21 protein-coding genes are annotated in these 24780 nt (G+C 55.0%); 7 read left to right on the top strand and 14 right to left on the bottom strand.

From position 1 onward, the window contains the following. Nucleotides 1-12: 12 nt before the first annotated feature. A complete protein-coding gene (locus tag VFO10_RS14690; RefSeq protein WP_325141418.1) occupies nucleotides 13-2358 on the bottom strand; it encodes a parallel beta-helix domain-containing protein in 2346 nt (781 codons plus the stop codon). 178 nt (nucleotides 2359-2536) lie between these two features. Here VFO10_RS14690 and VFO10_RS14685 point away from each other — a divergent pair, with 178 nt between their 5' ends. Beyond that, the gene (locus tag VFO10_RS14685) at nucleotides 2537-3607 is read left to right on the top strand and encodes a matrixin family metalloprotease (protein WP_325141416.1); all 1071 of its coding nucleotides are present in this window, start codon (nucleotides 2537-2539) and stop codon (nucleotides 3605-3607) included. Nucleotides 3608-3615: 8 nt separating this feature from the next. Here VFO10_RS14685 and VFO10_RS14680 read toward each other — a convergent pair whose 3' ends face one another. Next, nucleotides 3616-4398 carry a hypothetical protein gene (locus VFO10_RS14680; RefSeq protein ID WP_325141414.1) on the bottom strand — a complete coding sequence of 261 codons (783 nt, stop codon included), beginning with the start codon at nucleotides 4396-4398 and terminating at the stop codon, nucleotides 3616-3618. Between the two features lie 148 nt (nucleotides 4399-4546). Between VFO10_RS14680 and VFO10_RS14675 the strand changes: the two genes are divergently transcribed. Continuing rightward, nucleotides 4547-4939, top strand: a complete 393-nt coding sequence (locus VFO10_RS14675) for a hypothetical protein (protein WP_325141410.1) — start codon at nucleotides 4547-4549, stop codon at nucleotides 4937-4939. On the opposite strand, the gene VFO10_RS14670 is transcribed toward VFO10_RS14675, so the two are convergent. The 6 genes from VFO10_RS14670 to VFO10_RS14645 form a co-directional block, all read right to left on the bottom strand. Continuing rightward, a complete protein-coding gene (locus VFO10_RS14670) occupies nucleotides 4932-5408 on the bottom strand; it encodes a low molecular weight protein-tyrosine-phosphatase (protein ID WP_325141408.1) in 477 nt (158 codons plus the stop codon). The two genes, VFO10_RS14675 and VFO10_RS14670, sit on opposite strands and share 8 nt — an antisense overlap. Before the next feature lie 7 nt (nucleotides 5409-5415). Continuing rightward, complete coding sequence (locus VFO10_RS14665) at nucleotides 5416-5787, bottom strand: hypothetical protein (RefSeq protein WP_325141406.1); 372 nt, start codon at nucleotides 5785-5787, stop codon at nucleotides 5416-5418. Next, complete coding sequence (locus tag VFO10_RS14660; RefSeq protein WP_325141404.1) at nucleotides 5784-6560, bottom strand: hypothetical protein; 777 nt, start codon at nucleotides 6558-6560, stop codon at nucleotides 5784-5786. The genes VFO10_RS14665 and VFO10_RS14660 overlap by 4 nt, the downstream gene beginning before the upstream one ends. Nucleotides 6561-7223: 663 nt before the next feature. Continuing rightward, nucleotides 7224-8420 (bottom strand): hypothetical protein, encoded by a 1197-nt coding sequence (locus VFO10_RS14655; RefSeq protein WP_325141402.1) that lies wholly within the window; start codon nucleotides 8418-8420, stop codon nucleotides 7224-7226. Nucleotides 8421-8450: 30 nt separating this feature from the next. Beyond that, entirely contained in the window at nucleotides 8451-9065 is a 615-nt protein-coding gene (locus VFO10_RS14650; protein ID WP_325141400.1) for a hypothetical protein, read from the bottom strand. Nucleotides 9066-9158: 93 nt separating this feature from the next. Beyond that, nucleotides 9159-10190 carry a phosphate acyltransferase gene (locus VFO10_RS14645; RefSeq protein WP_325141398.1) on the bottom strand — a complete coding sequence of 344 codons (1032 nt, stop codon included), beginning with the start codon at nucleotides 10188-10190 and terminating at the stop codon, nucleotides 9159-9161. A 223-nt stretch (nucleotides 10191-10413) separates the two neighbouring features. On the opposite strand from VFO10_RS14645, the gene VFO10_RS14640 reads away from it, so the two are divergent. Together VFO10_RS14640 and VFO10_RS14635 are read left to right on the top strand one after the other, a co-directional pair. Further along, entirely contained in the window at nucleotides 10414-12198 is a 1785-nt protein-coding gene (locus VFO10_RS14640) for an EAL domain-containing protein (protein WP_325141396.1), read from the top strand. 96 nt (nucleotides 12199-12294) lie between these two features. Continuing rightward, a complete protein-coding gene (locus VFO10_RS14635; protein WP_325141392.1) occupies nucleotides 12295-12975 on the top strand; it encodes a hypothetical protein in 681 nt (226 codons plus the stop codon). On the opposite strand, the gene VFO10_RS14630 is transcribed toward VFO10_RS14635, so the two are convergent. Together VFO10_RS14630 and VFO10_RS14625 are read right to left on the bottom strand one after the other, a co-directional pair. After that, entirely contained in the window at nucleotides 12976-13893 is a 918-nt protein-coding gene (locus VFO10_RS14630; protein WP_325141390.1) for a hypothetical protein, read from the bottom strand. Between the two features lie 20 nt (nucleotides 13894-13913). Then, on the bottom strand, nucleotides 13914-14618 hold the full coding sequence (locus VFO10_RS14625; RefSeq protein WP_325141388.1) for a hypothetical protein: 705 nt from the start codon (nucleotides 14616-14618) through the stop codon (nucleotides 13914-13916). A 254-nt stretch (nucleotides 14619-14872) separates the two neighbouring features. Here VFO10_RS14625 and VFO10_RS14620 point away from each other — a divergent pair, with 254 nt between their 5' ends. The 3 genes from VFO10_RS14620 to VFO10_RS14610 all read left to right on the top strand — a co-directional run bounded on the left by VFO10_RS14620 (nucleotide 14873) and on the right by VFO10_RS14610 (nucleotide 15995). Further along, entirely contained in the window at nucleotides 14873-15220 is a 348-nt protein-coding gene (locus VFO10_RS14620; RefSeq protein ID WP_325141386.1) for a hypothetical protein, read from the top strand. Next, the gene (locus tag VFO10_RS14615) at nucleotides 15195-15425 is read left to right on the top strand and encodes a hypothetical protein (RefSeq protein ID WP_325141385.1); all 231 of its coding nucleotides are present in this window, start codon (nucleotides 15195-15197) and stop codon (nucleotides 15423-15425) included. The genes VFO10_RS14620 and VFO10_RS14615 overlap by 26 nt, the downstream gene beginning before the upstream one ends. 264 nt (nucleotides 15426-15689) lie before the next feature. Further along, nucleotides 15690-15995: a DUF6496 domain-containing protein gene (locus VFO10_RS14610; protein WP_325141383.1), complete on the top strand. Its 306-nt coding sequence runs from the start codon at nucleotides 15690-15692 to the stop codon at nucleotides 15993-15995. A 147-nt stretch (nucleotides 15996-16142) separates the two neighbouring features. Here the strand turns inward: VFO10_RS14610 and VFO10_RS14605 are convergent, their stop codons facing one another. From VFO10_RS14605 to VFO10_RS14590, 4 genes are all read right to left on the bottom strand, one after another. Continuing rightward, complete coding sequence (locus VFO10_RS14605; RefSeq protein ID WP_325141381.1) at nucleotides 16143-18575, bottom strand: alpha-ketoacid dehydrogenase subunit alpha/beta; 2433 nt, start codon at nucleotides 18573-18575, stop codon at nucleotides 16143-16145. 93 nt (nucleotides 18576-18668) lie between these two features. After that, entirely contained in the window at nucleotides 18669-21107 is a 2439-nt protein-coding gene (locus tag VFO10_RS14600; RefSeq protein ID WP_325141379.1) for an endonuclease MutS2, read from the bottom strand. Nucleotides 21108-21380: 273 nt separating this feature from the next. After that, nucleotides 21381-21509, bottom strand: coding sequence for a hypothetical protein (locus tag VFO10_RS14595; protein ID WP_325141377.1), 129 nt, complete (start codon nucleotides 21507-21509; stop codon nucleotides 21381-21383). 15 nt (nucleotides 21510-21524) lie between these two features. Further along, the gene (locus VFO10_RS14590) at nucleotides 21525-24770 is read right to left on the bottom strand and encodes a SpoIIE family protein phosphatase (RefSeq protein ID WP_325141375.1); all 3246 of its coding nucleotides are present in this window, start codon (nucleotides 24768-24770) and stop codon (nucleotides 21525-21527) included. Between the last annotated feature and the right edge of the window lie 10 nt (nucleotides 24771-24780).

Here is a 24780-nt window from a genome sequence, read left to right as displayed (position 1 = left end):
GATGCCAGACCCTTATTCTTGACAAGTCCCGGGGAGACTTCGAATCCACTGCGAGATGAGCTCCACACCTTCGGCATGGATCATGGTTTTGGCGACTTCCGGCATTTTTACCGCCGCTTTGGTCGAATTCAGGCGATCGACCAGCAGGGATTTCTCCGGTTGACCGGGCACGATATCGAAGAGAGTACCCCCGGTTCCACGGCCAGCCGCAATCGGCGGCTTGCATAGCCCGGAGTTGATGCCGGCCTCCTGCCCGAGCTGCAAAAAGAGCGCGGACGTGTTGGCTTTTCCCGACGGGTTGTGACAGTGGGCGCAGTTGATATCAAGATACGTGAGGGCTCGGTCAGCGAGTGTGCCGCTGCTGGCATCGTTCCAGATTGCATAACGGGGGATGCTGGTAAAGTCCTCGGGGGCTCCTGTCAGTCGCCCTTTTTTGATGAGATCCTGCAGCTGATCTCCTTTATTCAGATAGCCAGCCTTGACTCCAATAGGTGCTCCATTCAGATGACAGCCGACGCATTGGGCCATGTTCGGAATGCGATAAGCATTGGCGCGTGCCTGACCCTGGGTATCCAGCCATTGAACATTGACAGCGGCACCACCGCGAATCAGCTTCGCTTCGGACTGATCTTCATTCCATTGATACGCGAGCCCGATCCAGCCTTTTTCGCGATGAATCAGCAGGCGGGTTTCCACGATTTTTTTCGGGCCGCTCGGATTTCTGAGGTCAGCAGGGAAATAAAAGGTTTTTGCGATCACAGCGCCCACAGGCAGAGCGAAAGCCTGGGTTGGATGATAGTCGGCACTGGTGCCAGGCGGCAGGAAGAGAACGCGATCTTTGCTGGCGTAATCCGAGAAAAGCGGGGTGGTCAGATCATAAGGAAAACCGCCGTCCTGTGGTTTGGAAAGAGGATCGCGCGGATCGGTGAAAAGATGATAGCTGTTTAAACTCGGACAATTCACAGTCAGGGCCGCATCCCAATTGATGCCATCCTTATTGCTATCGCAGAGTCTTTGAATATCGTCGTCCGTGGGTTCCTTGGGATCCGGCAGAGGGAGCGGCGGAAGAGGGGCCAGCTGCACGCCTGCGAAGGCGGTAAAATTGCAGTTATGCGGAGCGAGGCTGCGATCCATTTCACCCGGAACAGGGGACCACCAGCGCTGCTTCCAGAGCTGCATATTCCCGAAATAGGCTTTATCGCCTCCATCGTGATCATTCTCGCCGAGACAGATGCGCTGATCGCCCTCAAGAGCGGCTGGTAAAAATCCGCCCTGGCCATCGGGCTGGCCGATGCCATCATAGGTGATATGCGGAACGCGGTGCGGAAAGCTGAGAGCGGCCGCGACCAATCCGAGCTGATTGCCGCCGATCAGAGCCAGACCTCCGGCCTTGCGCAGGACGTTGTCATGAATCCAGATATGTTCAGGAAGAGCATCGTAGCGAGGGTCTTCGACCGCGCGTTGGGTGATGTGAAAACTCACCACGGCTATGCTGGTGGTGTTGTGCCGTTCGATAGTGTTGCGAAAGATCTCGACATCATCGTTGCCCATGACCAGAATCCCGGTGCCTTGGGGAACGGTGGACACGCTGTTGCCTTGGGGCGCGAAATTCTTGTAGTTGTTTTCATAGATAAAGTTTTGATAGACGCGTGTACCCCGACCGCCCTGCACCATCAGGTTCGGCAGGTTGAAGACGAGGACGCCGCCGGTGTTGTTGGTCGCCACGTTGTCATAAACATCGGCACGCTGGGAATTTTCAATCTCAATCCCGGCGACGTTGTATTCCACGCGGTTGCGCCTTACGACTATGTTATCGGACTGACCGACATAAACACCGGCATCTGATGCTCCGATCACGACATTGTCTTCCACCAGAACATTGTGCGATTCGACCGGATAAAGGCCATAGGCGCCGTTTTCCACGGTGCCGCGTTTGGTCCATTCCACCCGGACGCGACGAATGGTGGCCCCGTCGGCCCCAATAATTTTCACGCCATCGCCCGGATGATCCAGAATACCCAGGTCCTCGACGACAGTGTGATCAGCATAGGAAATGATGGCCTGTGGACCACCGGCATTTTCCCCATAAATGAGTGTCGTGGCATTCATGCCCGCGCCTTTCAACGTGACGAAAGGCGTCGTGATGCTCAGCTCCTGATTCATGGCAAAGCGCCCGGCAGGGAGCAGGACGGTATCACCCGGCTGCGCGCGCAGAAGAGCCTCCTGGGCATCGAATTCCAGGCGGGATGAGGCGGGAACATTCCAAACCTTGGCATGAGCCGCGGAGTATTCTGCCGTGAACGACAGAAGGCTCAGGGCCCATAAAAAATACGCACAGCAGGCATGAAGTCGTATCATGTGACGTCCTCTTGGATGAATTTTTGGAAAACCTGCGGTGGTCTTAGCGCGTGCCTCCTTGTTTGGCAAGTGATCTTGTTCGAGCTTGCGCGGCTTACGCTGTAAGTCATGGCACTATTGACTTACCAGCGCATTGCGCTATAAGAGCGGAAAGTATTTTCAGCGAAGGAACTTCCCCATGCTGCGCGCAATATCAATTCATTTTTCCGTCCTTTTTTCCTTGGGTTTTTTTCTGAATGCCTGCGGGACACCCAAAGAGGAATCGTCCGTCGATGAAGGTCCCAAGCGGATCGCCTGGCCTTCCGAGGATCAGGTTGGACTCGCGGATGCTGCGCTTCGACCCTTTGAGATGAACGAGAAAAGTTTCATCGGTTCGGGTCGCTTCAATAGTATCTTCTGGCTCGACTTCGAAGGGGCGACCGTGACGGCGAATGAATCCTTTATCGTCCGCAATGCGGGTGTGAATCAGGTCGTGATTCCACCATTCGCGGCTTCGGATATTGGATCGAAAGAGGATAGAGAGAGTCTGAAGCTCTTTCTGGTTCAGAACCTTATCCCGCTCTTTCCTGATGTGGATATCAAACTCACCACCACAAGACCCATCGCGGATGTTTTCAATCGCGTTCATATCGGCGGCAGTAATTTCACAGGACGGGCCCGCGTGGTCGGGATCGCGCCCCTGGATATCGGCAATCGCGTGGGGAACGATACCCTTTTCATCTATTCCCGCGATCTGAAGGATCAGGGCAGCGTGCAGGATATCAAAACCAAGCTTGTGCATGTGATCGCTCATGAGATGGCGCATTCCCTGGGCGCGCGGCATATCGACAACAGCCGGGCGCTGATGAAAACCACGGTCGCTCTTGATGCTGACTCCTTTAATCAAAGCGGACCTGTGGTCGGCGAGGAGAAGGAAACGGAAAATTCCCTGCAGGTTCTTTTGAACAGCGCCGGCTCACGCAGCGCTCAGTTTGCAGAGAAGGCCCTGCCAACCATTGTGGACCTGGGCGCCGTGAGCCAGGGCGGGGTGATTCAGTATACTGTGATCACGCGGAATAACTTTGTCGCGAATCCCGGGATCAATTTGAACGGGTTTCGTTATTTCTGGACCTTTGAAGGCAAGCAGACGGAAGGCACGTCGGTTCTGATGACCTTTCAGGATAAGGACGATCATGTTCTGACCTTGACGGTCATGGACGATGAGGGGCAGCAGGCGAGCTTCACGTTTTCGGTGGGTCGCCGCCGCTGAATGGTGGGTCAGCTTAAATCCACTTTGGATTTGAAAATCAGCCCATCGGGGCAGAGAATACTGAGTTTTCCATCACAGGCAGGCTTTTGCTCCAGATACTTCTTTCGAAAGTCTTCAGGGAATGGATAGGACTTCAGTTCGGAGTCCATTATGGGCTTCAGTTGTTTATGGCGCTTTTGAATCCATGGATAGACTTCGAAGGTGACCAGATCAAAGCGCTCAAAATCTTTTAAGTCAGCCAACGTGATACCATCCGCTTCCAAAAGCAGCTCGCTCGAGAGAATACAGTCGAGTCGGGCTGATTTTATCATTTGAACGATACCCTTTTGCTGACCGATCTCCTGAAGCCGCACACGCTGGAGATCCATGTGATCCTTCAGCATCATAAGCACCAGAGTTCCGAGTCGCGTGGCCAGCGTGATGGAGGGTTCGGCCTTATCAAGATCCTTCCGGCACCAGCGTGAGATAGGAAAGACGGCCACGGGTGTATCCAGGCGGATGAGCTGGTCAGATCCCAGGAGTTTGGCGAGATTTCCAATGCGGCCGATGCTGCCATCCACCCGTCCCGACTTGAGTTCCCGCAGGCCGCGCTTCGGAGGCAGGCTGGTGGTTCGCAACTCATAGCCCTGCTTCTGAAGAATATCCCGGAACGCTGTCGTCAGGATTTTATGCAGCTCCGATTCCGGTTTGAGGGCGATCTCGAAAACCATGGTTTTGGAGTCTGGCGTCGCTGCGGACAGAACGAAGGGCCAGGACAGCAGCGCGAATATGATAAGAATTATTCCGTGCATGGCCATATTCTCCGGTTGTTGGGCGAGTGGGATGATTGTACTCGCTGCCATTTTCCGTCGCAAGGCAGTATCTGCCTCGTTCAGGCCGATTCGCGGCATGATAAAATAAACGCATGGACAGACATTCATTCCACACCGAGGGTGAACCATGAATCGCTTGCTTCAATGTTCTTTGGCTTTTTCCATGCTGCTGCCGCTTTGGGGCTGTAACAATAGCGACTCTTCCACGAACAGCAAGTCGGCTTCGGCCTTCTCCTGCAGTGTCACACGCAGTGGGGCGCTTTCGCACTGCACGCAGTACCAGGACCTGAGTGGTCAGACCCTGGCCACGATCCAAAGTGAATGCGAATTGAAAAGCACGGAAGGATACAGCTGGGCTGTGGCCGCGTGTCCGGGCAATTCTGTTGGGAATGGAACCTGCAGCCTTCCTGCTTCCGCGCAAAGACCGGCGGTGGGCACACAGTTCTATTATGGATCAGGCTTTGCTTCGGCCGGCACAGCATCCGGTATGTGTGATGCACAGCTCGGAACCTTCAAATAAGCGGAGCCTTCCGCTTGATCATCGCGACGATGTTCGCGCTGAAGTCTTCAGCCAGATCTATGACATGCTCAAAATCCGCAGCCTGGCCGTAGTACGGGTCGGGCACTTCCGTCACCTCATGGCGGGTGCAGTAGCTCGCGGCGAGCTTGATCCTGTTCATCAGCTCCGGCTTCGGACAGATCCGCCGCAGATCACGCAGATTCTGCTGATCCATCGCCAAAATCACATCATAATCGAAAAAATCCTGAGACTGGACCTGGCGGCAGCGGCTCCACTGGGAATATCCGCGCGCACGCAGGGCCTTACGCATCCTGGGATCAGGTTCTGAACCCAGGTGGTAATCAATGGTCCCGGCCGAGTCCACGGTGAGCGCGTGGGTCAGGCCCTCGCGTTCGATCCACTCCCGCAGCACGGTTTCCGCGGCAGGGGAGCGACATATGTTGCCGAGACAAACAAAGAGGAGGCGCATGGCGTCCTTAGTATGAGCAGTTGAGTATAACGGGATTGTCACTCGACGTGAAACCGATCAGGGCATCGACGCTCGGATAATAACGGAAGGTGATCGACTCCAGCCCTTCGAAATCAAGGGTTACATCATAGCCGTTCACGCCGTAATAGGCAGCCTTCGCCCAAACGCTCTCGCTGACACGAGCGACATAAACGCGTGTCTGAACCCGCTCGATATAGGATTGAAGCTGAGAGTTGCCAAGGTTTTCACCGGATGCGAGAGACACATAATACTGACGCGATTTAACAGGCAGGAACACTGTGTTCGATCCAGAGGCCCAGCTTTGCGTGGCGCTGAGAGACGAAAACAGCAACAAAATCGCGAGTATAAGCCTATTCATTCAAGAAGCTCCTGTTTTGTATCCCACTCTTGTCTATCATAAAGTGAGTACATCATATCACAAAAGAAATGGATGCCCCCTTCCGCATCGGGCAGGTCTTTGAGGGCGTTTACGTCTTTAATAAACTTTAAAACGAGTTCTTTCAAGCGCGGGACCATTTCTTTTGAGATCGCACCAGTCGCATGCATGAGACTGGCACCTTCGGAGCCAACAAGACTTTTCTGAAAATGCTCGATGGAATGACGGATCTGATCGAGCGCATCATCGACATTGCCGAGCGCCCAGCTGTCGTGGGTGTATTTGAGTCGACCGTCCACTGTCTCAATCAGGAGACCGGCGTCCAGCATCTCGTCCACAGCATCCAGACCCATCTGCCCGGCGAGCTGAAGGACGGCTTTGCGATTCGTGCCGGCACGGGTTGCCGCGATATTGAAGATGCGGTTGTGAGGTTCCATGCGCAGGAAACGGCGGAGGGACTCCTCATTCGGCTCGCGACGGATCGCTCCGCTATAGCACTCATCCATCAGGTTGCCGATGGTCGGGAAATGCTTTTTCAGAAACTCCACGCGCTGGGGCACGGTCATGATCACTTCCGCAATAGCAAGCGCCGTATAGGGATGCGGAACGCTTTCATTCTGCGCAATCCGCCGAATCGTTGAATAAGCAACGTTTGTGCGACGCGACAGGCTTGAAAGGCTTCGGCTCTTATTGCCCGAAAGCCATGCGTTGATTGCATCCACCAGATCTGCCAGCAGTGCTTGCTCGTTTACCATGCCCTACCGCTTCCTAGCGAAAAAAGACAGGATCCTCTGCCGTGAGAACGTGCGAAAGAGGCGAAAACTGTCGATCATGTTTCATGAAGAACATCATATTACCTGAACCATTGCAAATGAAATGTGCTTAAGCTGAGCGATTGATTTCCAACAATGTGCTCACCCCGCTCGAAAATGTTCGCCTGGAATTTATCACTCGTTGACGAAAATGAGCTGGTTTGGGAGAACGCTAACAGGTAGTCAACGCTACGAAAGACCTCCAAATAAACAGCCCTAACTGAAAATGTGGGGATGGGGTTGAGTTTGGATTTTTGTAGGTGGTGAGGAAGAAGTTACCCCAAAAGAACAGCGAAAACTGGGGTAACTGTAAGGTAGTAGCATTTCGTACTCCTTATAACGGGCCGAACCAAAGCGGTCAAGTGGTGACTCTTAAGCCACCTGGACCGACGCCATGATGTCAGCCGCGAAACTCGCATTATGGGACTATCGTTCTCCCCCCGTTGATTTGTTCAGCTGCTATAAACGGCTGGGCGTCTTGAGGCGAAAGTCTCTGTCAACGGCAGCCATCCTTAAAGGCCTGTATAAGGTCCCCCTAAATCTTCTGAAGGGCAGAACCTCACGCTGCCCTCCGACCTTCTCCCTCTCACAGTATACTGCCGAATATCACTCGTAAAAATAACGACAGATTAATTCCATATTAAAAAGCATGACGCGGTAACGTGTATAGATGCCATGACCAAAAACGGTGGGTATACAGTTAATTTTGAAGCCACCCTGATCACCGTAATCCACAAGGATCGTCTGTCCAACATCACCCACTCGTAATTTATTAGCGACCGTATGAACCCAAACACGGGTGTCGATGCCCTTGCCGAGCAGCGCGTCGAGTTTACGATTGACCACGCGCTCCTTATGCGTCGTCGCGAGGGTGTCCGAACCCGGGCAGCCCCATTGCTGAACGTAATCACCGCCTGCGGTTGTCCACAGGTTGAGCATATTTTCAGCAAGTTCACCTTTGCCGCGATGATTGACGAGATGGAGAAAGCGCATGCGATCGGTGCCCGCGAAGGGATAGCGTAAAGGGCCGCCCAGGGTCACGAAATCATAATACCCATGCGAGAGCCTGCGGGCGATGAGCGGAAGATCGGTCGTCCCGAGCTGCTCCTCGTCGATCGCTTTCCAGAGCTCCTGGCCCAGGGGCCCATCGGTGAGCAGCTGGGTGAAAAGAGCAAAAACCTGCCGCGCATGGCTATGACCGATCAAAAGTATGCGGCCCTCGGGACCTTCGGGAAAACGCTGATGCAGATCCTCGATCAGGCGCAGGGCCCCCTGAAGGCGGCCCCAGTGATGATTGGCGGATGACCAGTGAAGGGTCTGGCAGGGAATATCGCCGCCTGTGGCCTCATGAAAGAGCCTGACATAATCCGGCAGAAAATTGCCGAGGTCGCGGGCCAGGCGATCGACGGCGCGTTTCATCTTGCCTTCGATGATCTGCTCCCATTGCTCGGCCAGGGACGGCATCAGGTTTTTGAAAGGCGGCAGCACGTTGAACGGATCGGAGCCGACGAAGGTGCCGTGCAGGAAATAAATCTGCGACACCGACGATTTTTTCAAAGTGTTGCCAACCTGCGTCATGCGTTCCCGCCACTGCGGTGTTTGTTGACCCAGGACGGCGCTCTCATGAAACGGAATATCATCCATCCATTTCAGAGTGACGACAGGATATTTAACCGGCGGAACCGTCGGCCTTGGCGGCAAGCGCTCGGGCGGCGGCGGACGCCGAAGCCAGAGGTAAAGGCCAAGACCAAGGATGAGGATCGTCGTAAAGACGAGAAGAAGAAACTGTTCAATGGTCAGCATGAAGGAACGAGGCCCTTAAGGTCCATGACCTCACGGCAGCGGCGGGGTCACCTGACCCTGCTGTGCCTCGATCAAGATGTCGTCACGCACTTGATTGTAGTCGTTATTGGGTGCTTCCGGAATGGTATTTTTATCGCGGGCGATGTCGCGAATCTGATCACCGAGCAAAAGGTCCCCGCCAGTGGTTCTTTCACCCTTCAGCTGCACCATCACCTGCGTGTTTTGAATCGCTGTCGTCAGCGCCGCGCGGGTGGGGCCGAAGAAAAGGTAAGCCGCGTCGTAGCGCGCATCATTCACCAGAGCCTTCGCATAGACCTGAATATCAGGGTTATTCAAAGCTTTGTAGGTAAAGGTGACAGCCGAAGCGACTGCCGTGCTGGACACCCGGTTCCCCGCGGCGTCGTCGAAGCGACAGCCGATCAGGGCCTCGGGCGTGCTGTCGGTTGGTTCTTTTTCGGTCACGCAATGCAGATAGGCGCCGCTGATATTGTTGGGCGGATCGACCTTCTCGTCATCCGGCTCGCCGCTGTCCTTGGTTTCACTGGCCACTGTGCTGGCCTTTTCAGCCTGCCCGCGCAGCGCCGTCTGCTCGCAGGACGCGAGGCTTAGGCAGCCCATAAAGATGGCAAGTCGCGGAAACAGCATGGCCGGTTCTTCCTTCTGGTGACATCTTAACCAGGATCCTTTATCGGAAGACCGAAGCCCGGACTCAAGCCCGCGGGGAATGCTTTGAAAAATTCAGCTCTTGGCCCTGAGCATTGCAATCAAGCCCGAGACGGCAATGTCATGGGAGCTGGCACCTCGGGACAGGTCGCTGAACGGTTTCGCGGTTCCCTGCAGAATGGGGCCATAGGCATCGAATCCGGCCAGTCTTTGCGTGATTTTGTAGGCGATATTTCCGGCGTTCAGATCGGGGAAAATAAAGCAGTTGGCGCGACCAGCGGCTCGGCTTCCTGGAGCCTTGCGCTGTCCGACGGCAGGCACGAAAGCCGCGTCGAATTGCAGTTCGCCGTCACTGGCAATATGCGGAAAACGAGTCTGGAATGCAGCGGCGGCTGTGGCCATTTTCTCGGCATCGGGATGCTGCGCCGAACCCTTCGTCGAAAAGGAGAGGAACGCGACCACGGGTTCTTCACCGGGAAATAGGGCTTGAAATGTGGAAACCGTGGCCGCCGCGATATCAACCAGCTGCTCGGCGGTTGGATCGATCACCACGCCGCAATCCGCAAACATGAAGTGCTGCTTCGCTTCGTCAGATTTTTCGCGCACCATGGCGAAGGATCCGCTCACCGTTCTATTGCCTTCGGATAAGCCCACGCCTCGCAAAGCCGCGCGTATCACATCGGCCGTGGTGGCCACACAGCCGGCGACCACAGCATCGACCTGGCCTTCTGCCAGGAGATAGGCGGCCTGTTCCAGAGGTGAATGACTGAGAGCGTCCAGTTCAGCGGGCGGCAAAGGTTTCCCACGCGACGCGGCGCGCGCTTCGAAATGAGCCCGCGTGTTCTGAACCAGTCCGGCATCCGAGGGCTGAGCCCAGCGCAGACCCTGACGATAACTATGGAGCGCTATGCCATTCTGTTTGGCGATTTCGAGGATATGATCCGGTTCACCAAAAAGTTGAATCCCGCGGGTGGCACCCACACTCAAAAGCTCGAAGGCGGCGTCCAGCACCCGAGGGTCCGTGCTTTCGGGCAAGGCCAGGATCCTGCCCAGGTTTCTGGCGTCATGCCGCAGTTTTCTAACGAACGTCGATGCTTCAGCCTTCATATCAACTCCCAAAAAAGCCGGCTCAATTCTTACCCAGCGGCTAATATGCAATCCCTCAAAAATGATGTCCAGCTTTCCTCCCGGTTTTTCTAGTGAAAATGACTGTCCTTTTTATCAGGCTCCCGAAAGCTGCTTTATGTCTCAACTTTTAAAATTCAGGGCCGATAGGGAATTTGATTGGCTTAGCTCAGCGTCCCTTATGAATTGCCATGGAAGTCGTTAGATGATCCTGATTGCGACTAAACATACTGACCTCGCAAAGAAGCTCAACGCAGATCTTGCCCAGCGCGGAGTTAAAGCAAAGTCTATTCAGCTGAGCGACCCGAATTTCCTGCGCGAATGTTACCACCCCGAAGTCACCGCTGTGATCGCCGATGATGAGGCTCCAGGGATACCCCGGGAAGCCAATCTTGATATTTTCAATGCTCTGGGTCGTCGGGTTTCCGTACTGGTGATCCGTGACAAGCGTTTTGAAGAAGAGAGCCAGGTTCGCGAGACGGATAATTTCACCGATCACGTGACGATTCTTACCAAAGATCAGTATGATGAAATCCTCTCCACCGCCAGTTTCTTCTCAGGCAGTCCCACCGAGGGCCTGAAGGCGCGGAGCCCAGTGATCCCTTTTTATAATCCGCAGATTCCCATCACTATGCTGAAGAATTTCGGCGGGCTCGGGATCCTGACCTTGGATGCCTCTGGTTTCAACAAGATCTCGGTCGACTATGGCATCGACGTCTATAATAAGATGAAGCGCGTCCTGCATGATGTGCTCTTCAACCTATGGGGCGTGCAGGGCTGCATCCGGGAAAGCGATGTGCTGTGCCGCCGCTCGGCCACCAGCAATTCGTACCTTATTTTCATGAATCGTTCGCGTGAAACGGGTGGTCTGCCTTATCCCGGCGCTTTGGAAAAAGTCGCCGATCGCCTGACCAATGCCATCAATAACGCCATGTGGCAGGAACTCTTTGCGCCGCGCAGTCAGCGTCGCATCCCGGACTGCGTGCAGTCCATTCCGCTCCTCGGCGTCGGTTTCTTCGGTGTGCTGAACAACCCCTGCATCGACGTGCATGAGATTTTGGATAATGGCCTGGAAGCCAGCAAGCAGATGGCGCAGGCGCAGCTGAAACGTGGCCGTGAACGTCAACGTGAACTGATGCAGACGCTGATTCAGTCGGATGATCTTCTCACCGCGCATTACCAGGCGGTCTTCTACCTGCAGAATATTGATCAGGAGACTGTGAAAAAAGCTGCGGAGCAGAAAAGCATCGCGCCTTTGAAGCAGCATATCTTTGGCTTTGAATCCCTGATCCGCGTGAATCAGGATGCGGTGGCGAGCCATAACAGTTTTGATAGCGGTATTGATTCGAAGTATCTGCGGCCGGATGTGCTCTTCTCTCTGGCCAAGTATACGAATGTGGCTTTGGAATTGGACCAGGCCTGCATGAAGCAGGCGGCGAAACAGGCGACTCTTCTGCCGGGGACGCTCATGGTCAATATCCTGCCGCGGAACCTTTATTACATTGATCGACTGAAACTCCACTTCGATGGAGTTCCGCACTGCATGTTCGAGGTTTCCGAATCGGAAGCCATCAATAACCTGGACCTGATGCTGAAATCCCGCGATCACCTGGAACGCCACAACATGGGTATCGCTGCGGATGACTTCGGGAAAGGTTATTCGTCCCTGGAACGCATCATCAAGATTCGCCCCGACGTGATCAAGTTCGATCGCGGCATGATTCAGGAGATCGATAAGGATCCCGTGAAGCAGGCCTATGTTCGCGGACTCGTGACGGCGGCGAAGATTCTGAATACCACGATCCTGGCTGAAGGCGTGGAAACCTGGGAAGAAGCGGCTGTCCTGAAAGAAATGGGCATCGAGCTGATCCAGGGCTTCCTCCTCCACCGGCCCATGGCGGCGAAGATTATCAAGGACCAGCTCGGCATCAAGGAGACAGAGAAGGCGGAAGACGCCAAGGTCGTCCGTCGTGGTGATAATGTAGCCTGATTCTGCTTCCTGGTAAAAGAGTCTGCACAATCCCCGAATTAAAGCCTAAAACAAAGAGTCGGCGCCGCCCTGTCGGACCTGCCGATATTTGTTTTTATGGGACACTATTTTGATCAACGCGACAAAGGTTTCACCCGGGTCAGCGTCCTTTTAGGAGCTGTGCTGGCCCTTGTCGTCGTTCTGATCCTGGGTTCCCCTTCGAAAACGACAAGGCCGGCGGCGGCCGACGTGCAGCTGGATCTGCCGCTGCAGGAAGCCATGCAGGATGCTTTGAGCAGTTTCATTCGCAGTAAGCTCGTCAATGGGGCTGTGCCCTGCGCGGATCCGGTGGAATATTTTCAGTCGCATCTTTATCTTCGGACTTATACCGGAAGTATAGGTCAGGTGCGGGCCGCGCCCCCGGCGGGCGTAGCGGCTAGCCGGTGGGATGAGCTTTTTCAAGGGACTATGGCGTCGCATGGTTTTGCCGGGGCGGCTCTGAGCCGCTGCTCGCTGGCCGTGCTGGGGACGGGCGGGCGCTTTCATTTCTGTTTGAATGTGGAGCGTGATGTGACAGCGCCGCAGGGCAGCTTTTTACGGACACCGTTGATCTTTGCTGAAGTCTCGATCCAGCTGCAGGATTTGAAAAGCGGAGCACCTTTGAGCTGCAAGCAGTATTTGGAGCCCACGCGGCGCAGTGCTGGGGCGACGGTGGAATACCAGCTGTTTTCGATTCAGGAAACGGCCGACAAACTGGAAGTGAGCAAGGATCGCAAGCACTTCGCGATCCGGCGATGATCAGCGTCCCTTGGGCTGGATGCAGCGCGGATCGTTATAGGGAAGACTGAAAACGATCCTGTCCTTCCGAATATCCGCAGGCGCTGATTTGAGCGTCAGATTCGTTTTGATGGCCTTTTGCACGTCCGAGGCACTGAGGCCTTTTTTGGTCAGATGCCCCGTGATGGTCCTTTGAAATTCATTGCTCAGATCATCGGTGCGATAGGCTTCCACGGTCTTGCCATCTATCACGAGATTCTGGAAAAAGAAAACGCGATCCTCTCCTCTGGCTCTCTCGGGATTCTCCGCAAGCTGCTCGCTTAACTTCGCATGACTCAGCATGCCCTTGCGCTGGCAGCTGTTATCCTTCCGACTGTCAGAGCAGATATAAACGCCATAGGAGGTGGCTTCCTTGGGCCTGGGAATCGTGAAGCTGGCGTTGAGGCCTTTTTGCAGTTCGTCGAGGCTCGTGCGCATGAAGGGATTTTTCCCGCCGCGGTCGATGCCTTCGAGCGTGATGATGAAATCCTTGGCCTGTTCATTCCGGGAAGCGTATTTCATCGTATCGAGGTCCCCACCCTGGCACCAGACTTTTTCCGGCACAAAGGACAAGGGAATCGTGATGGTATCGCCCTGATTCTTGAGCGGGAGCGATTTCAAACCCAGCTCGCGCGCCCGGGCGAACTGCGCACGCTCGCGATTCAGATCCTCCTGATATTTCTTCACATCTACAGTCGGCTGGTTGCTCGCCAGGACCTGAACCTGAGTGCCTTTTTCGGATGAATGCACGGGCGCTTCAGCCGCCATGTGCGTGGGCTCCGTGCCGTGGCTTCTGTAAACAAAAAACGCAGCGACCACACCTACCACGCCGACCAGAATATATTCGTTCGGAATCTTCTGATTCTTCCTCTTGGATACTGTCCTGCGTTTTCCAGCCATGATCCACTCTCCTCGACGCTTCAGTTCTGGTTGGCGATGTAGCTCAGTGCTTTCTGGGAATAGGACGTGCGGGTTCCCACTTTTGCCTGCCAGTAAAGGCCCATGGTCACAGCCATGCCCGCGGAACCGTCCTTGGGATCGGTTTTCTTGCTGACATACGAGGCGCAGGAAATAGGCTTCTGCGTTTGAAGATCTATGAGTTCAATCGCCACTTCGGCGAAGGCGATATCCGCGTTCATGATGGAATCCTTGGGGGCGCTGCTGTCTTTCCCCAGTCGGACGCAGAAGTAGGCTCTATTATCCGCGTCATTGGTGGCATTGGCGGGCAGGCGCGGTTTGCTGCAGCGCGCACGGGCATCGGTGTGGAGCGCGGGGGAACCGGCCGCCATCGGAATGTTCGTGGTGTAGACATAGGCCGGAGCCGAGCTTTCCTTGACGTTCAGACCATTCATATTGATGTTGATGCCGCTGAGATTGATGCAAGGGGCGGCACTGCTGATCGTGCTGTGAACATGGCTGACAAGGTCGCTGATCAAAGCCTGGTTCACATCCGTATAGGATTGTTTCAATTTAATCGCTTTTTGGGCACTTTGCTGATTGACGCGCGACTGCGTGATCATGAGAACGGCAAGCAGCACGATCCCCATGATGATCAGAACGGAAATCAGGGAAAAACCCTGCTCGGCCTGAACCTCGTCCTGTTTTGGAAAGGCGAACGTCATCATAATGCGGGTCCTGAATGAAATGGGACGGACAGGTATGATTTCGGCATTTCGGGGCCGAAGTCTTAATGAAATCCTCCCCGGCCGGGATTTTTGGGTTTGGGGAAATGATAAAAGGCTTTCAAATCGGCAGCCGGCAAAGGGCTGAACGCTTCCTGGGAAAGCATTTCCCTCCGTATTTCGAAATATTAAAGGACGGGAAAGAATGCCCGCGCGATGCATGAAGGAGTCTATGCCCACGGACTTTCATTCCAGCAGTGAAGTCGCTCGTTAAGATATGGTTCAATCCCTCGTTCACTCTGAAACCCACCCACGCCCTGCTCTTTCTATTAGGTGTGCCGGGTACGATCTTCACCCTCTGCAGCTTTCATCTGGATCCAGCCTTGGCCCAGGAGCTGGGCGTGGCATCGTTCCGGGCCCGGAACTTTCAGGCGCTGCGGGGAACCCTTTTGATGATAGCCGGGATGCTGGCGGCGATTTCAATCAGTGCGCTCTTCCCCATCCTCTTCGAAGGGATGCAGACGGCGCAGTTTGGGGCCTTTGACCACGCTTCCTTATTCCTATGGGCTGTATCGAACGATGCTGACGAAAAAGCATGTGTATGAGAATTTGAACGACGAGATCATGGTGATTTTTGAGCTCGGGGCTCATGAATCGGAAGGGGCGGGGAAAACGCTGGTCTGTGCGCAGCACATGCTGAAGGCTTTGGAGCAATTCAATAAGGTCAATGTCGCAAAAGGTGGGACCGCTTTTCGCATAGGGATTGGCCTTCGCTGCGGGCGTCTGGTACAGTCCTGGGTGATACAGTGAATACAGCCGCGCGTATTAAGGGTTTGACGAGCAAGCATGATCAGCTTCTGCTCTGCAGCGCTGATATTCAGCGGGCTGCAGGAGAACAGAGTAAGGGGCTTAGGCCTTTTGGTGAGTTCACGCTGCGTGGGAAGAGTCGGACGACTCAGGTTTTTACGCTGGAAGCGCCTCATGATAATTCCTTACGCGCGAGTGGCTAGGCAGAGATTGGGTATGATTTTTGCTTGGAGCAGATGATTAAATAATGCTTCAAGGAGACTAGCGATGGCACGTTACGGAAAGAAGGCCCAGGATTCTGTGAAGAAGGCTATGAAGAAGAAAAAGAAGGGGCAGCTGAAAAGCGGACGCTCGGGGAAAAAGGTGACGAGCCGCAAGCAGGCCATAGCCATCGGGCTGTCAGAAGCTCGGAAAGAAGGCGGCAAGGTGCCCAAGAAGAAGACCACGAAGAAGGCTGCAAAAAAATCCACGAAGAAGAAGAAGACCACGAAGTCCGCAAAAGCCAAGAGTACCAAGAAAAAAGCCGCGAAGAAAAAATCCACGAAAAAGAAAACTACCAAGGCCAGCAAATAGTGCGGGCAGCCACTTGCATGAGTCGTCGGCTTTGGGGAGCCCGCTCTGTGAGTCGTCGGCTTTGGGGAGGAGCCCGCTCTGTGAGTCGTCGGCATTGAGGCTCGCAAGCCCCGCCATGGGCATGGCGGGGTTACTGTACTTTGGGGCTTAGCCGCGCAGCGGCAGACCAAGGTCCGGGAAGCGGGACGGGTCACGCTCGCGCATCATTTCATAAAGAGTCTCGACCACGTCCTCGACGCTGGGCTTGGTGAAGTAATCGCCGTCTGATCCATAGGGACTGCGATGTTCACGCGCGGTCAGCGTGCGCGGTTGAGCGTCGAGGTATTCGTATCCCTTCTGGACTTCGAGGATCTGCTGCAGCATGAAGGCACTGGCGCCGCCTGGGACGTCCTCGTCGATGACGAGAAGGGCGTTGGTGTTTTCCAAGGATTCTTTGATCATGCCGAAGCGATCGAAGGGCAGAAGGGTCTGGACGTCGATGAGTTCGATATCGATGCCCATCTGATCGAGCAAGGGAAGTGCTTCGCGGATAATGCTGATACACGCGCCGTAGCTGACGACGGTCACATCCCGGCCTTTTTTCAGGATTTCCGGCACACCCAGCGGAACCTGGAAGTCTTCAAGATTGGTGGGGACATCCTCTTTCACGCGATAGCCGTTCAAAACTTCGACCACCAGGGCTGCATCGTCTGTCTGCAGTAGGGTATTGTACATACCCGCCGCCTGCACCATGTTCCGCGGCACGCAGACATGAATCCCGCGGATACCGTGAATGATCATGCCCATGGGTGAACCTGTGTGCCAGATCCCTTCCAGGCGATGACCCTTGGTGCGGATGATCACCGGCGCGACCTGACCACCGGCTGTCCGGTAGTGAAGGGAGGCAAGGTCATCGGACATCAGCTGAAAGCAGTAAAGAAGATAATCCAGGTACTGGATGTCGACGATAGGACGCAAACCACGAAGAGCCGCGCCCATGCCTTGACCAAAGATCGTGGCTTCCCGAATCCCGGTATCGGTCACCCGGAAATCGCCGTGCTTATCGCTCAGGCCTTCGAATTCAAGGTTCACGCCACCCAGCTTGCCCACGTCCTCGCCGACGATGAAGACGCGCGGATCACGCGACAGATGATGATCGAAGCAGCGCTGAATGATCAGACGACCATCAACTTTTTCCACCGATCCTTCATAGCTGGCGTTGATGCCAGGGATATTCAAAGCCGAGCGCGAACCTTCCACAGAAGATTTGCTGTTATAGCGCTGGCGGTTTTCCTGGGTGAATTGCGCGATGAAGGAACGCAGAGCCAGCGCCGCTTCCGTATCACGCTCCCGCAGAATGTAAGCTGCGCGACGCGCGCTTGAGAGTATGGACTTGCGGGTGATCGCAGGGTAACGCTGGAAGGCTTCCTTGATCTTGGTAAAACCAGGAGACGCGCCTTCATTCTCGATATCTTCGAAGAGCTTGATGAGCTGCTCACGCTCCACGCGCATCGGCGCCTGGTACTCTTCCCAGGCTTCATTGCGGAGGGCGAGAACCTCGCGACGGATCTCTTCTTCCATATGCTCAAGATCTTTCGCGTTGCTGATTCCATGCTGGATCATCCAATCGCGCATCCGCGTGAGACAGTCGATCGACTGCTCATAAGCCAGGCGATCCTTGGATTTATAACGCTCATGACTGCCGCTCGTGGAGTGGCCCTGAGGCTGCGACATCTCGATGACGTGAACGAGACCCGGAATATGCTGCTCCCGAGCTGTTTTGGTAATTTCGCGATAGGCTTTCAAAAGCTCAGGATAATCCCAGCCTTTCACCACCGCTATATTGTAACCGTTGGTGCCGTCTTCCTTGGCGAAGCCCGCGCAGACTTTGGAAATGGAATCCTTCGTGGTCTGAAGACGACCCGGAACGGAGATACCGTAACCATCATCCCAAACCGATATGACCAGCGGGACTTCAAGAACACCGGCGGCATTCAAGGTTTCCCAGAATATACCCTCGGAGGTGCTGGCATTGCCGATCGTACCGAAGGCGATCTCGTTTCCGTTGCGGGTAAAATTCTGGTCCTTATCCAGCTCAGGAAATTGCCGGTAAAGTTTGGAGGCGTAACCCAGACCGAGAAGGCGCGACATCTGCGCCGCGGTGGGCGAGGCATCGGCGCTGGTGTTGTACTGGGCCATCTGGCTTTTCCAGCTGCCGTCTGGATTCACAAAGCGGCTGGCAAAGTGACTATTCATCTGCCGGCCGCCGGAGTGTGGTTCGTGTTCCAGATCGGTATCGGCGTAAAGCTGGGCGAAGAATTCCTTGATGGTCAAGGCGCCGAGCGCAAACATGAAGGTCTGGTCGCGGTAGTAGCCGGAACGCCAGTCGCCCTTCTCGAAAACACGAGCCATGGCGATCTGTGCGAGTTCCTTGCCATCACCAAAGATGCCAAACTTCGCTTTGCCCGAGAGAACTTCCTTCCTGCCGAGCAGGCTGGCTTCGCGACTCATCAGAGCCACGCGGTAATCGGCCAGGATTTCCGCAGGGCTCAGATCGAATTCCCACTGCAAAGTCTTCTTGTTGCTACTACTCTTCGCCATAGCTGATATGCTCCGAATTGCGAGTTCTTGCGAGGTCCCCGACCAATTCGTACCATAATTTCCGCAAATTTCACCACTGCGACTTTGCTGATCTTAGTGGCGCAATTGAACGACAGTGACGCCGTCTCCGCCCTCTTCGGGCTCACCGGGTCTGAAGTCCAGGGCGTATGGAGCATCCTTGGTCAGTGCTTTTCTAAGCCCACGCTTGAGCGTATCGGTGCCGTGGCCGTGAATCAGGATCACCCAGTTTTCGCCACGCAGAACGGCCTTGTCGATGAAGCTCCATGTGCGGTCCAAAGCCGTATCGGTATCCATGCCGCGCAGATCAAGGCTGTTGGTCGGCGTCGGAATCACCAGTCCAATCTGGGACTTATCCGGTGTGGCCGCCGGGCCGCGGACTTTGCTTGTTTTTTTGGCTTCGGCCGTTTCCACCAGCATACGCAGATCCTGAAGGGATGGACGAAGTTTGAGCAGACCGGCGGTCACTTCGAGCGTTGGCTGAACTTTGCTGACCACGGCCTCCTTGCCCATCGAGACAATGTAAACACGACTGCCAGTGCTCAGCTGAGTGATGTCGGCCGGTATACCCGGTAACTCAACGGAGGAGCGGAATTCACTGGCCAGCCGGTCGAGACCCACACTCAGATCGCGACCGATACCCTCGGCCCTTTTCTGTTTGTCCTTCAGTGCGTCGCGGATCGCCTCCGGTCCCGAACTGAGTTTTTTCTGTTCCTGAACGGTCTGTTTGATGTCGTCCAGGATTTCATTATAGCTGCGTTTCAGATCGTCGATCTGATCTTCATAGCGGGCTTTGATCTTGGCCGAGATATCCGCCTTGGCATTGGCGAGGGCCGCACGCTCCTGCTCCCAACGGAATTTCTGACTTTCCATTTCGAGTTTGAGTTGCTCGTATTTTTTCTTTTCACGCTCGGCTTCTTCACGCAGGAGCTGCCATGATTCCAGGATCTGATCCATCTGACTGCTGGAACGGCCGCGCAGATCCTTGGCCCGTTCGATGACATGCTTCGGCAGACCGATATGCTCGGCGACTTCGATACCATAGGATTGACCGGGAAGATCGAGGATCAGCTTATAGGTCGGCTGCAGATTCTTGGTGGAGAATTCCATCGAACCGTTGCGGAAACGCTGATCATTGACAGCGAGGCTCTTCAGGTTATCAAAGTGCGTCGTGACAATGTTGATCGTGCGGCGGTTGACGAGTTCTTCCAGAACCGCCTGGCCGATCGCGCAGCCGGTTTGAGGCTCGGTGCCGACAGCCAGTTCATCAAGCAGCACGAGGTCGTCAGGACGCGAGTTCTGCAGAATGGGTTTGAGGCCCATCAGATGACCCGAGAAGGTGGAGAGGTTCGCACTCAGATTCTGAGCGTCACCGATTTCCACGAAGATATTACGGAAGAGATAAAGTTCGGAATGTTCATCGCAGGGAACGAGCAGGCGGGATTTGGCCATCAGATGGAGCAGACCCACAGTCTTCAGCACCACTGTTTTACCACCGGCGTTGGGACCTGAAACGATCAAGGAAATCTGTCCGTCCTCCAGCGAGACGGAGTTGGCCACAGCCTTGGGACCATCCTGAAGGGCGAGGAGCGGATGCCGGGCATACGAAAGTCGGAGGCCGGGATCTTTGCGAAGGACAGCCTGGCCGGCATCCAAACGCACGGCAAGACCGGCTTCGGCGCAGAGGACATCGAGTTCAATCAGGCCTTCATAATTGGTCGTCAGTATTTCAAGCTCTGCGGCCACCTGCATGCTCAGTTCTTTGAAGATACGCAGGATTTCGATTTTTTCCGCAGATTCCAGCTCCAGAAGAGCATCGTTGAGCGGACGGATTTCGGACAGCTCGATATACAGAGTCTGGCCACTATCCGAACTATCATGAATATAGCCCTTCACGCGGCCGCGCCCATCAAGGCGGATCGGCACCACGTAGCGTTCGGAACGCACGGTGAAGAATTTATCCTGAACATAAGGTTCGAGCTGCTGATCGGTCAGGAGCTGACGGATCATCTGCTCGATTTTTTTACGCATCGAAAGTTTTTGCGCGCGAATCCTTTGGAGTTCTGGCGAGGCATCATCGAGAAGTTCCCCATCGGGGGATATGGTTTTTTCGATGGTTCGCGCCAGTTTGGGCAGGGGATGAATCGTGCGGTGAAAGCGGGTCAGAGTGCGGCAGCGATCCATGCGGTCGGCCGCGAACTGATGCACATTGCGCACGGTTTGCAGGAGCACGTAGACGTTCCAGAGCATCTCGCCGTCCAGAATCTGACCAAGCAGAGCCCCGCGGAAGATAGGACGCATCTCGGGCAGCTCGCCAATCGGCGGCCGATAGCCGGAACGGAGAAGGTCACGCAGGGGCACAACGTCCTGCCAGCGTTTTTCAATATCGTCAGCTGCAAATTCCGGCTTCAGTCGCGCGCAGGCATCGCGCCCTTCGAGCGTCTGGGCTTCCTGAGCCAAATACTCAAGAAGCTGGGGCCATTGCAGTTTTTCAAGGGTCAACTCTTGGATCATCGACAGTAAACTCCTCAGAGGGATACGAGACGGCACTCGCGGCCGGTCCCTTCCCTTATAATAATTTTCCGGGGTTTTTGAGAGCGAATATGCGGGATGCAGTCCATCATATTGGCCCCTCAGCGGGAACATACCCTCTATGCATGGGTTGTTCCTGACTATTCTTACAGAAGGGCCGAAAGTTTTTCTGGCGGATTTTCCCGTCCTCACCCACGCAATGTGGACGAGTCCGCTCCTGATGGCAAGTCGATTTGTAGTGTTGCGAGGGTGGGGTCAGTCAAGCAAAGGCAGCTCTTGGAACTTGGGATGATCGGCCTGCAGCTGCACCCACGGCGCCTTGCTGCGGACGTAGGTATGAAAATTCGGGTGCAGATCGGGATCTACAGTAAATCTTGGGGCCAAAAAGAACCCCACCCATCAGCTGACCTGAAGGCAGACAAAGCTGACATCATCCTCCAGAGGGGTCTGGCCCCAGAGCGCTTGAGTCTTTTCCACGAGAGCGGCTTTGAGTTGATTCGGGTCCTTGGCGTTGACGAGGATTTTTTGCAGTTCGCGGCTTTTGAGATGTTCGCCGGCGGGCCCGTGATTTTCTGTAAGGCCATCCGAGAAGACAAAGACCATGGCATCCGCTTCGAGGGAGAGCGTGCGGCGCTGGAAATCGTCGCTATCGTGGATGCCCAGGGGGCTTGAGGCCTGCAGCATGGTGGTTAGCTGCGTGCCCTGCCGGATATAGATGGGCAGATGACCGGCGTTAAGGTAATGCAGTTCGCGACGTTCGAGGTCAATAACGAGAAAGACCATGGTCATCATTTTCTCGGCATGCTTGCCTGAAAAACGCACCGCTTCCTGGGCGCTTTGATGCATCAGGTAAAGGGCCTCGTCAATCGAGAAGAGTGAGCCGCGACCTTCCAAAAGACGCCAGGTGCCGCGAATGGCCCCGGCCACGGCGAGCGTGACCAGTGCGGAATGAACGCCGTGACCTGTGACATCACCGAGGCCGATGTAAAGGCGTTTTGAAGCTTCATGGTAATCATAGCCGAACCAGTCGCCGCCGGTGTTTTCCGCTGGCGTATAGAGATCCGCGAGCTTCAGGTGCGGTGGCAAAGCGTGATGGCTGGCGTCGCGTTCGGTGTTCTGCGCCGCGAAGAGCATTTTTTCAACGACGTCATGCTCTTTTTGAGTTCTGACATACTGATTGCGTTCCAGGAGGTTTCGCACGCGAAGAAGCAGCTCCTGGGACAGAATGGGTTTGGCGAGATAATCGTCGGCGCCCAGAGTCAGGCCGAGGATTCGGTCTTCATCACTGGCGCGCGCTGTGATCAGGATCACGGGAACGGTGACGAGCAGGCCCTCTTTTTTCATGGTGTTCATCACATCTTCGCCTGACACCTCGGGCATCATGAGATCGAGAAGGACGAGCTGAAATTCCTCCTGCCGCATTTTTTCCAGAGCCTCCTGGCCGCCCTCAGCCAGGATCACTTCATAGTTGGCGCTTTTGAGGATTTCAAACATCACCTCGCGGTTGGTCGCGTTATCATCCACCACCAAAATTCGAGCCGCTTGACGCGCTTTGAGATGGTCCCAGGATGCTGTTTCCATGGGCCCAGGATCCGTCCCATCGGGAAGCGCAATCGGCGCGGGTTTGGAAACGGCCGGATGGCGAGCCACACGATTTTCCAGCAGTGCCGCGGCCTGATGCGGAAGGATCACGCGGAAAAGAGAACCCTGATCCACGGTGGATTCGAGTTCAATCGTTCCGCCGAGGAAGCGGACGAGATCATGCACCATCGCAAGGCCAAGGCCGGTTCCCTCATAGCGGCGCCTGGCATCGCTTGTGACCTGGGTAAAGGCTTCAAAGATGCGCTGCCTTTCCGTGATGGGAATGCCGATGCCGGTATCGGCCACCTCGATGATGAGAGTTTCCCGGTTCAGGATCAAACGTAAGGCGACATCGTTGTCCCGATGCATGGCGCCGAATTTGAAGGCGTTGCCGATCAGATTGCGGAGGATGGTCAGGATTTTTTCCTGATCGTTGATCGCGTGGGTCTGATCATCGTTCATGATGATTTGCGATTGATAGTGGCTGCGCTGGGATTTGAAATTGAGACCTTCAGCGAGGCTATCGGCCTCCTGCTTCAGACCATTCACATCGATACGGCTGACCTGAAGTTCGAGCTCGCCGCGCTTGGAACGCGCCAGGTCCAGGATGGTATTGACCTGATTTTTCAAGGCCTCGGCAAGACGCAGGCACTTTCTGAGCGTTTCCTGAGCTTTTGAACTCAGCTGCTCGGCCTCCTGGCGCTGCAGAAGGTCGATGTGTCCGATGATGCCGTTCAGAGGCGTCCGCAGTTCGTGCGACGTATTATGAAAGAAGGCGGTGCGGGTTTTTTCCTGATCGACGAGTTTGTTGTTGAGTTCCTTGATCAGACGGAACGTGCGAGCGAAACGCATGCCGACGATCTGGCTTTGAACGAAGATGAAAATGAGAAGGCCATAGTTCACAAATGAGGGGCCATCATAAAGATTGATGGCTATGAAGAAACTGTTGAAGAGCGCGATCGCATAGGCGCAAAGTCCGATGAACGAGACAAAGGCCATTTCCGTGCGGGCCAGCATAGCCTGGATCATGCGCACGATGCAGTATAGAAAGGAGATGAGGGACACCGCGACGGCGATGTAGATCGCCTGTTCCATGACGCGACTGGAGCCGGCGATAATGATCAGGGCCAAAGGAATGCTGACGATCATCTGGAGGCGCAGAAAACGCTTTCCAAAAAAATCCGGGAAGTTGACCTGGAAGAACGCGACGAAGCAGATGTTGATCAAAGGCGCCGACGCATAGCCTGCTTTGCGGATCAAGGTATCAAGAGTCTGCAGCGGTTCCTGCGTAAACTGACCAGGGACTGCATACGTATACATGTAGCGTATGATGTTCAGAAGGACAAAACCCACCAGGATCAGACTGCCCGTATCCTCGCGATGCCGGAGGTAAAGACCGAGGTTAAAGAAGAGCGCGAAGCCCAGCATGCCGAGGGTGAGGTATTCGATATAGACGTCCGAGCGAACCTGGATGAGAAGGCGCGGATAATGATCGAGCAGCGGAGCCTCGCCGATGGACGCGCCATTGGCCAAAACAAAGTCCGAAACTTCCAAAAAGAGATAGCAGCCTTCACGGCAGAAATCCGGCAGGGGCGCGAGGCCACGCTTCAGTTGATTGCGGGTGGAGTCTGCCGTCTTTCCCGTCAGGCCGCCGCTGAAAAGAGGCGTGATCCTATTCAAATCGAGAGTGCCGGCCAGGAGCCTATAGTTCTGGGGAAAACCACCAAGGTAAAGACCGGGTTCGCCAGGCAGTGAGGGAAGTTCGACGATGTAGGTACCGAAGCCGGTTTTGCCCAGAGTGGTGTTCGCCCATGAACCCGGCAAATTCAAAGGCATGGCCGTCGGCCACTGATCCTTCGCTGTCCTTTCCGTCCCCAGAAATACCCCGGGATAAAAATTCCAGCTTCCCCGGAGCTGCAGGGCTTTGGCGGCGGATGGATCCCATGCGCCCGGACGCAAACGCCCCGCTTCAACCGGGGCGGCATCCCTTGCGGCCTGGGCCTCGTTCAGAACCATGGATTGGAGACACAAAACGATGAGGCAGCACCGGAAAAATTTTCTCATGGCGTTGCGA

Source organism: Oligoflexus sp. (assembly GCF_035712445.1).
In the GTDB taxonomy this organism is placed as follows: domain Bacteria; phylum Bdellovibrionota_B; class Oligoflexia; order Oligoflexales; family Oligoflexaceae; genus Oligoflexus.
Note: the sequence above shows the minus strand (reverse complement) of the source record. Positions and strands in the feature narration are given on the sequence as shown.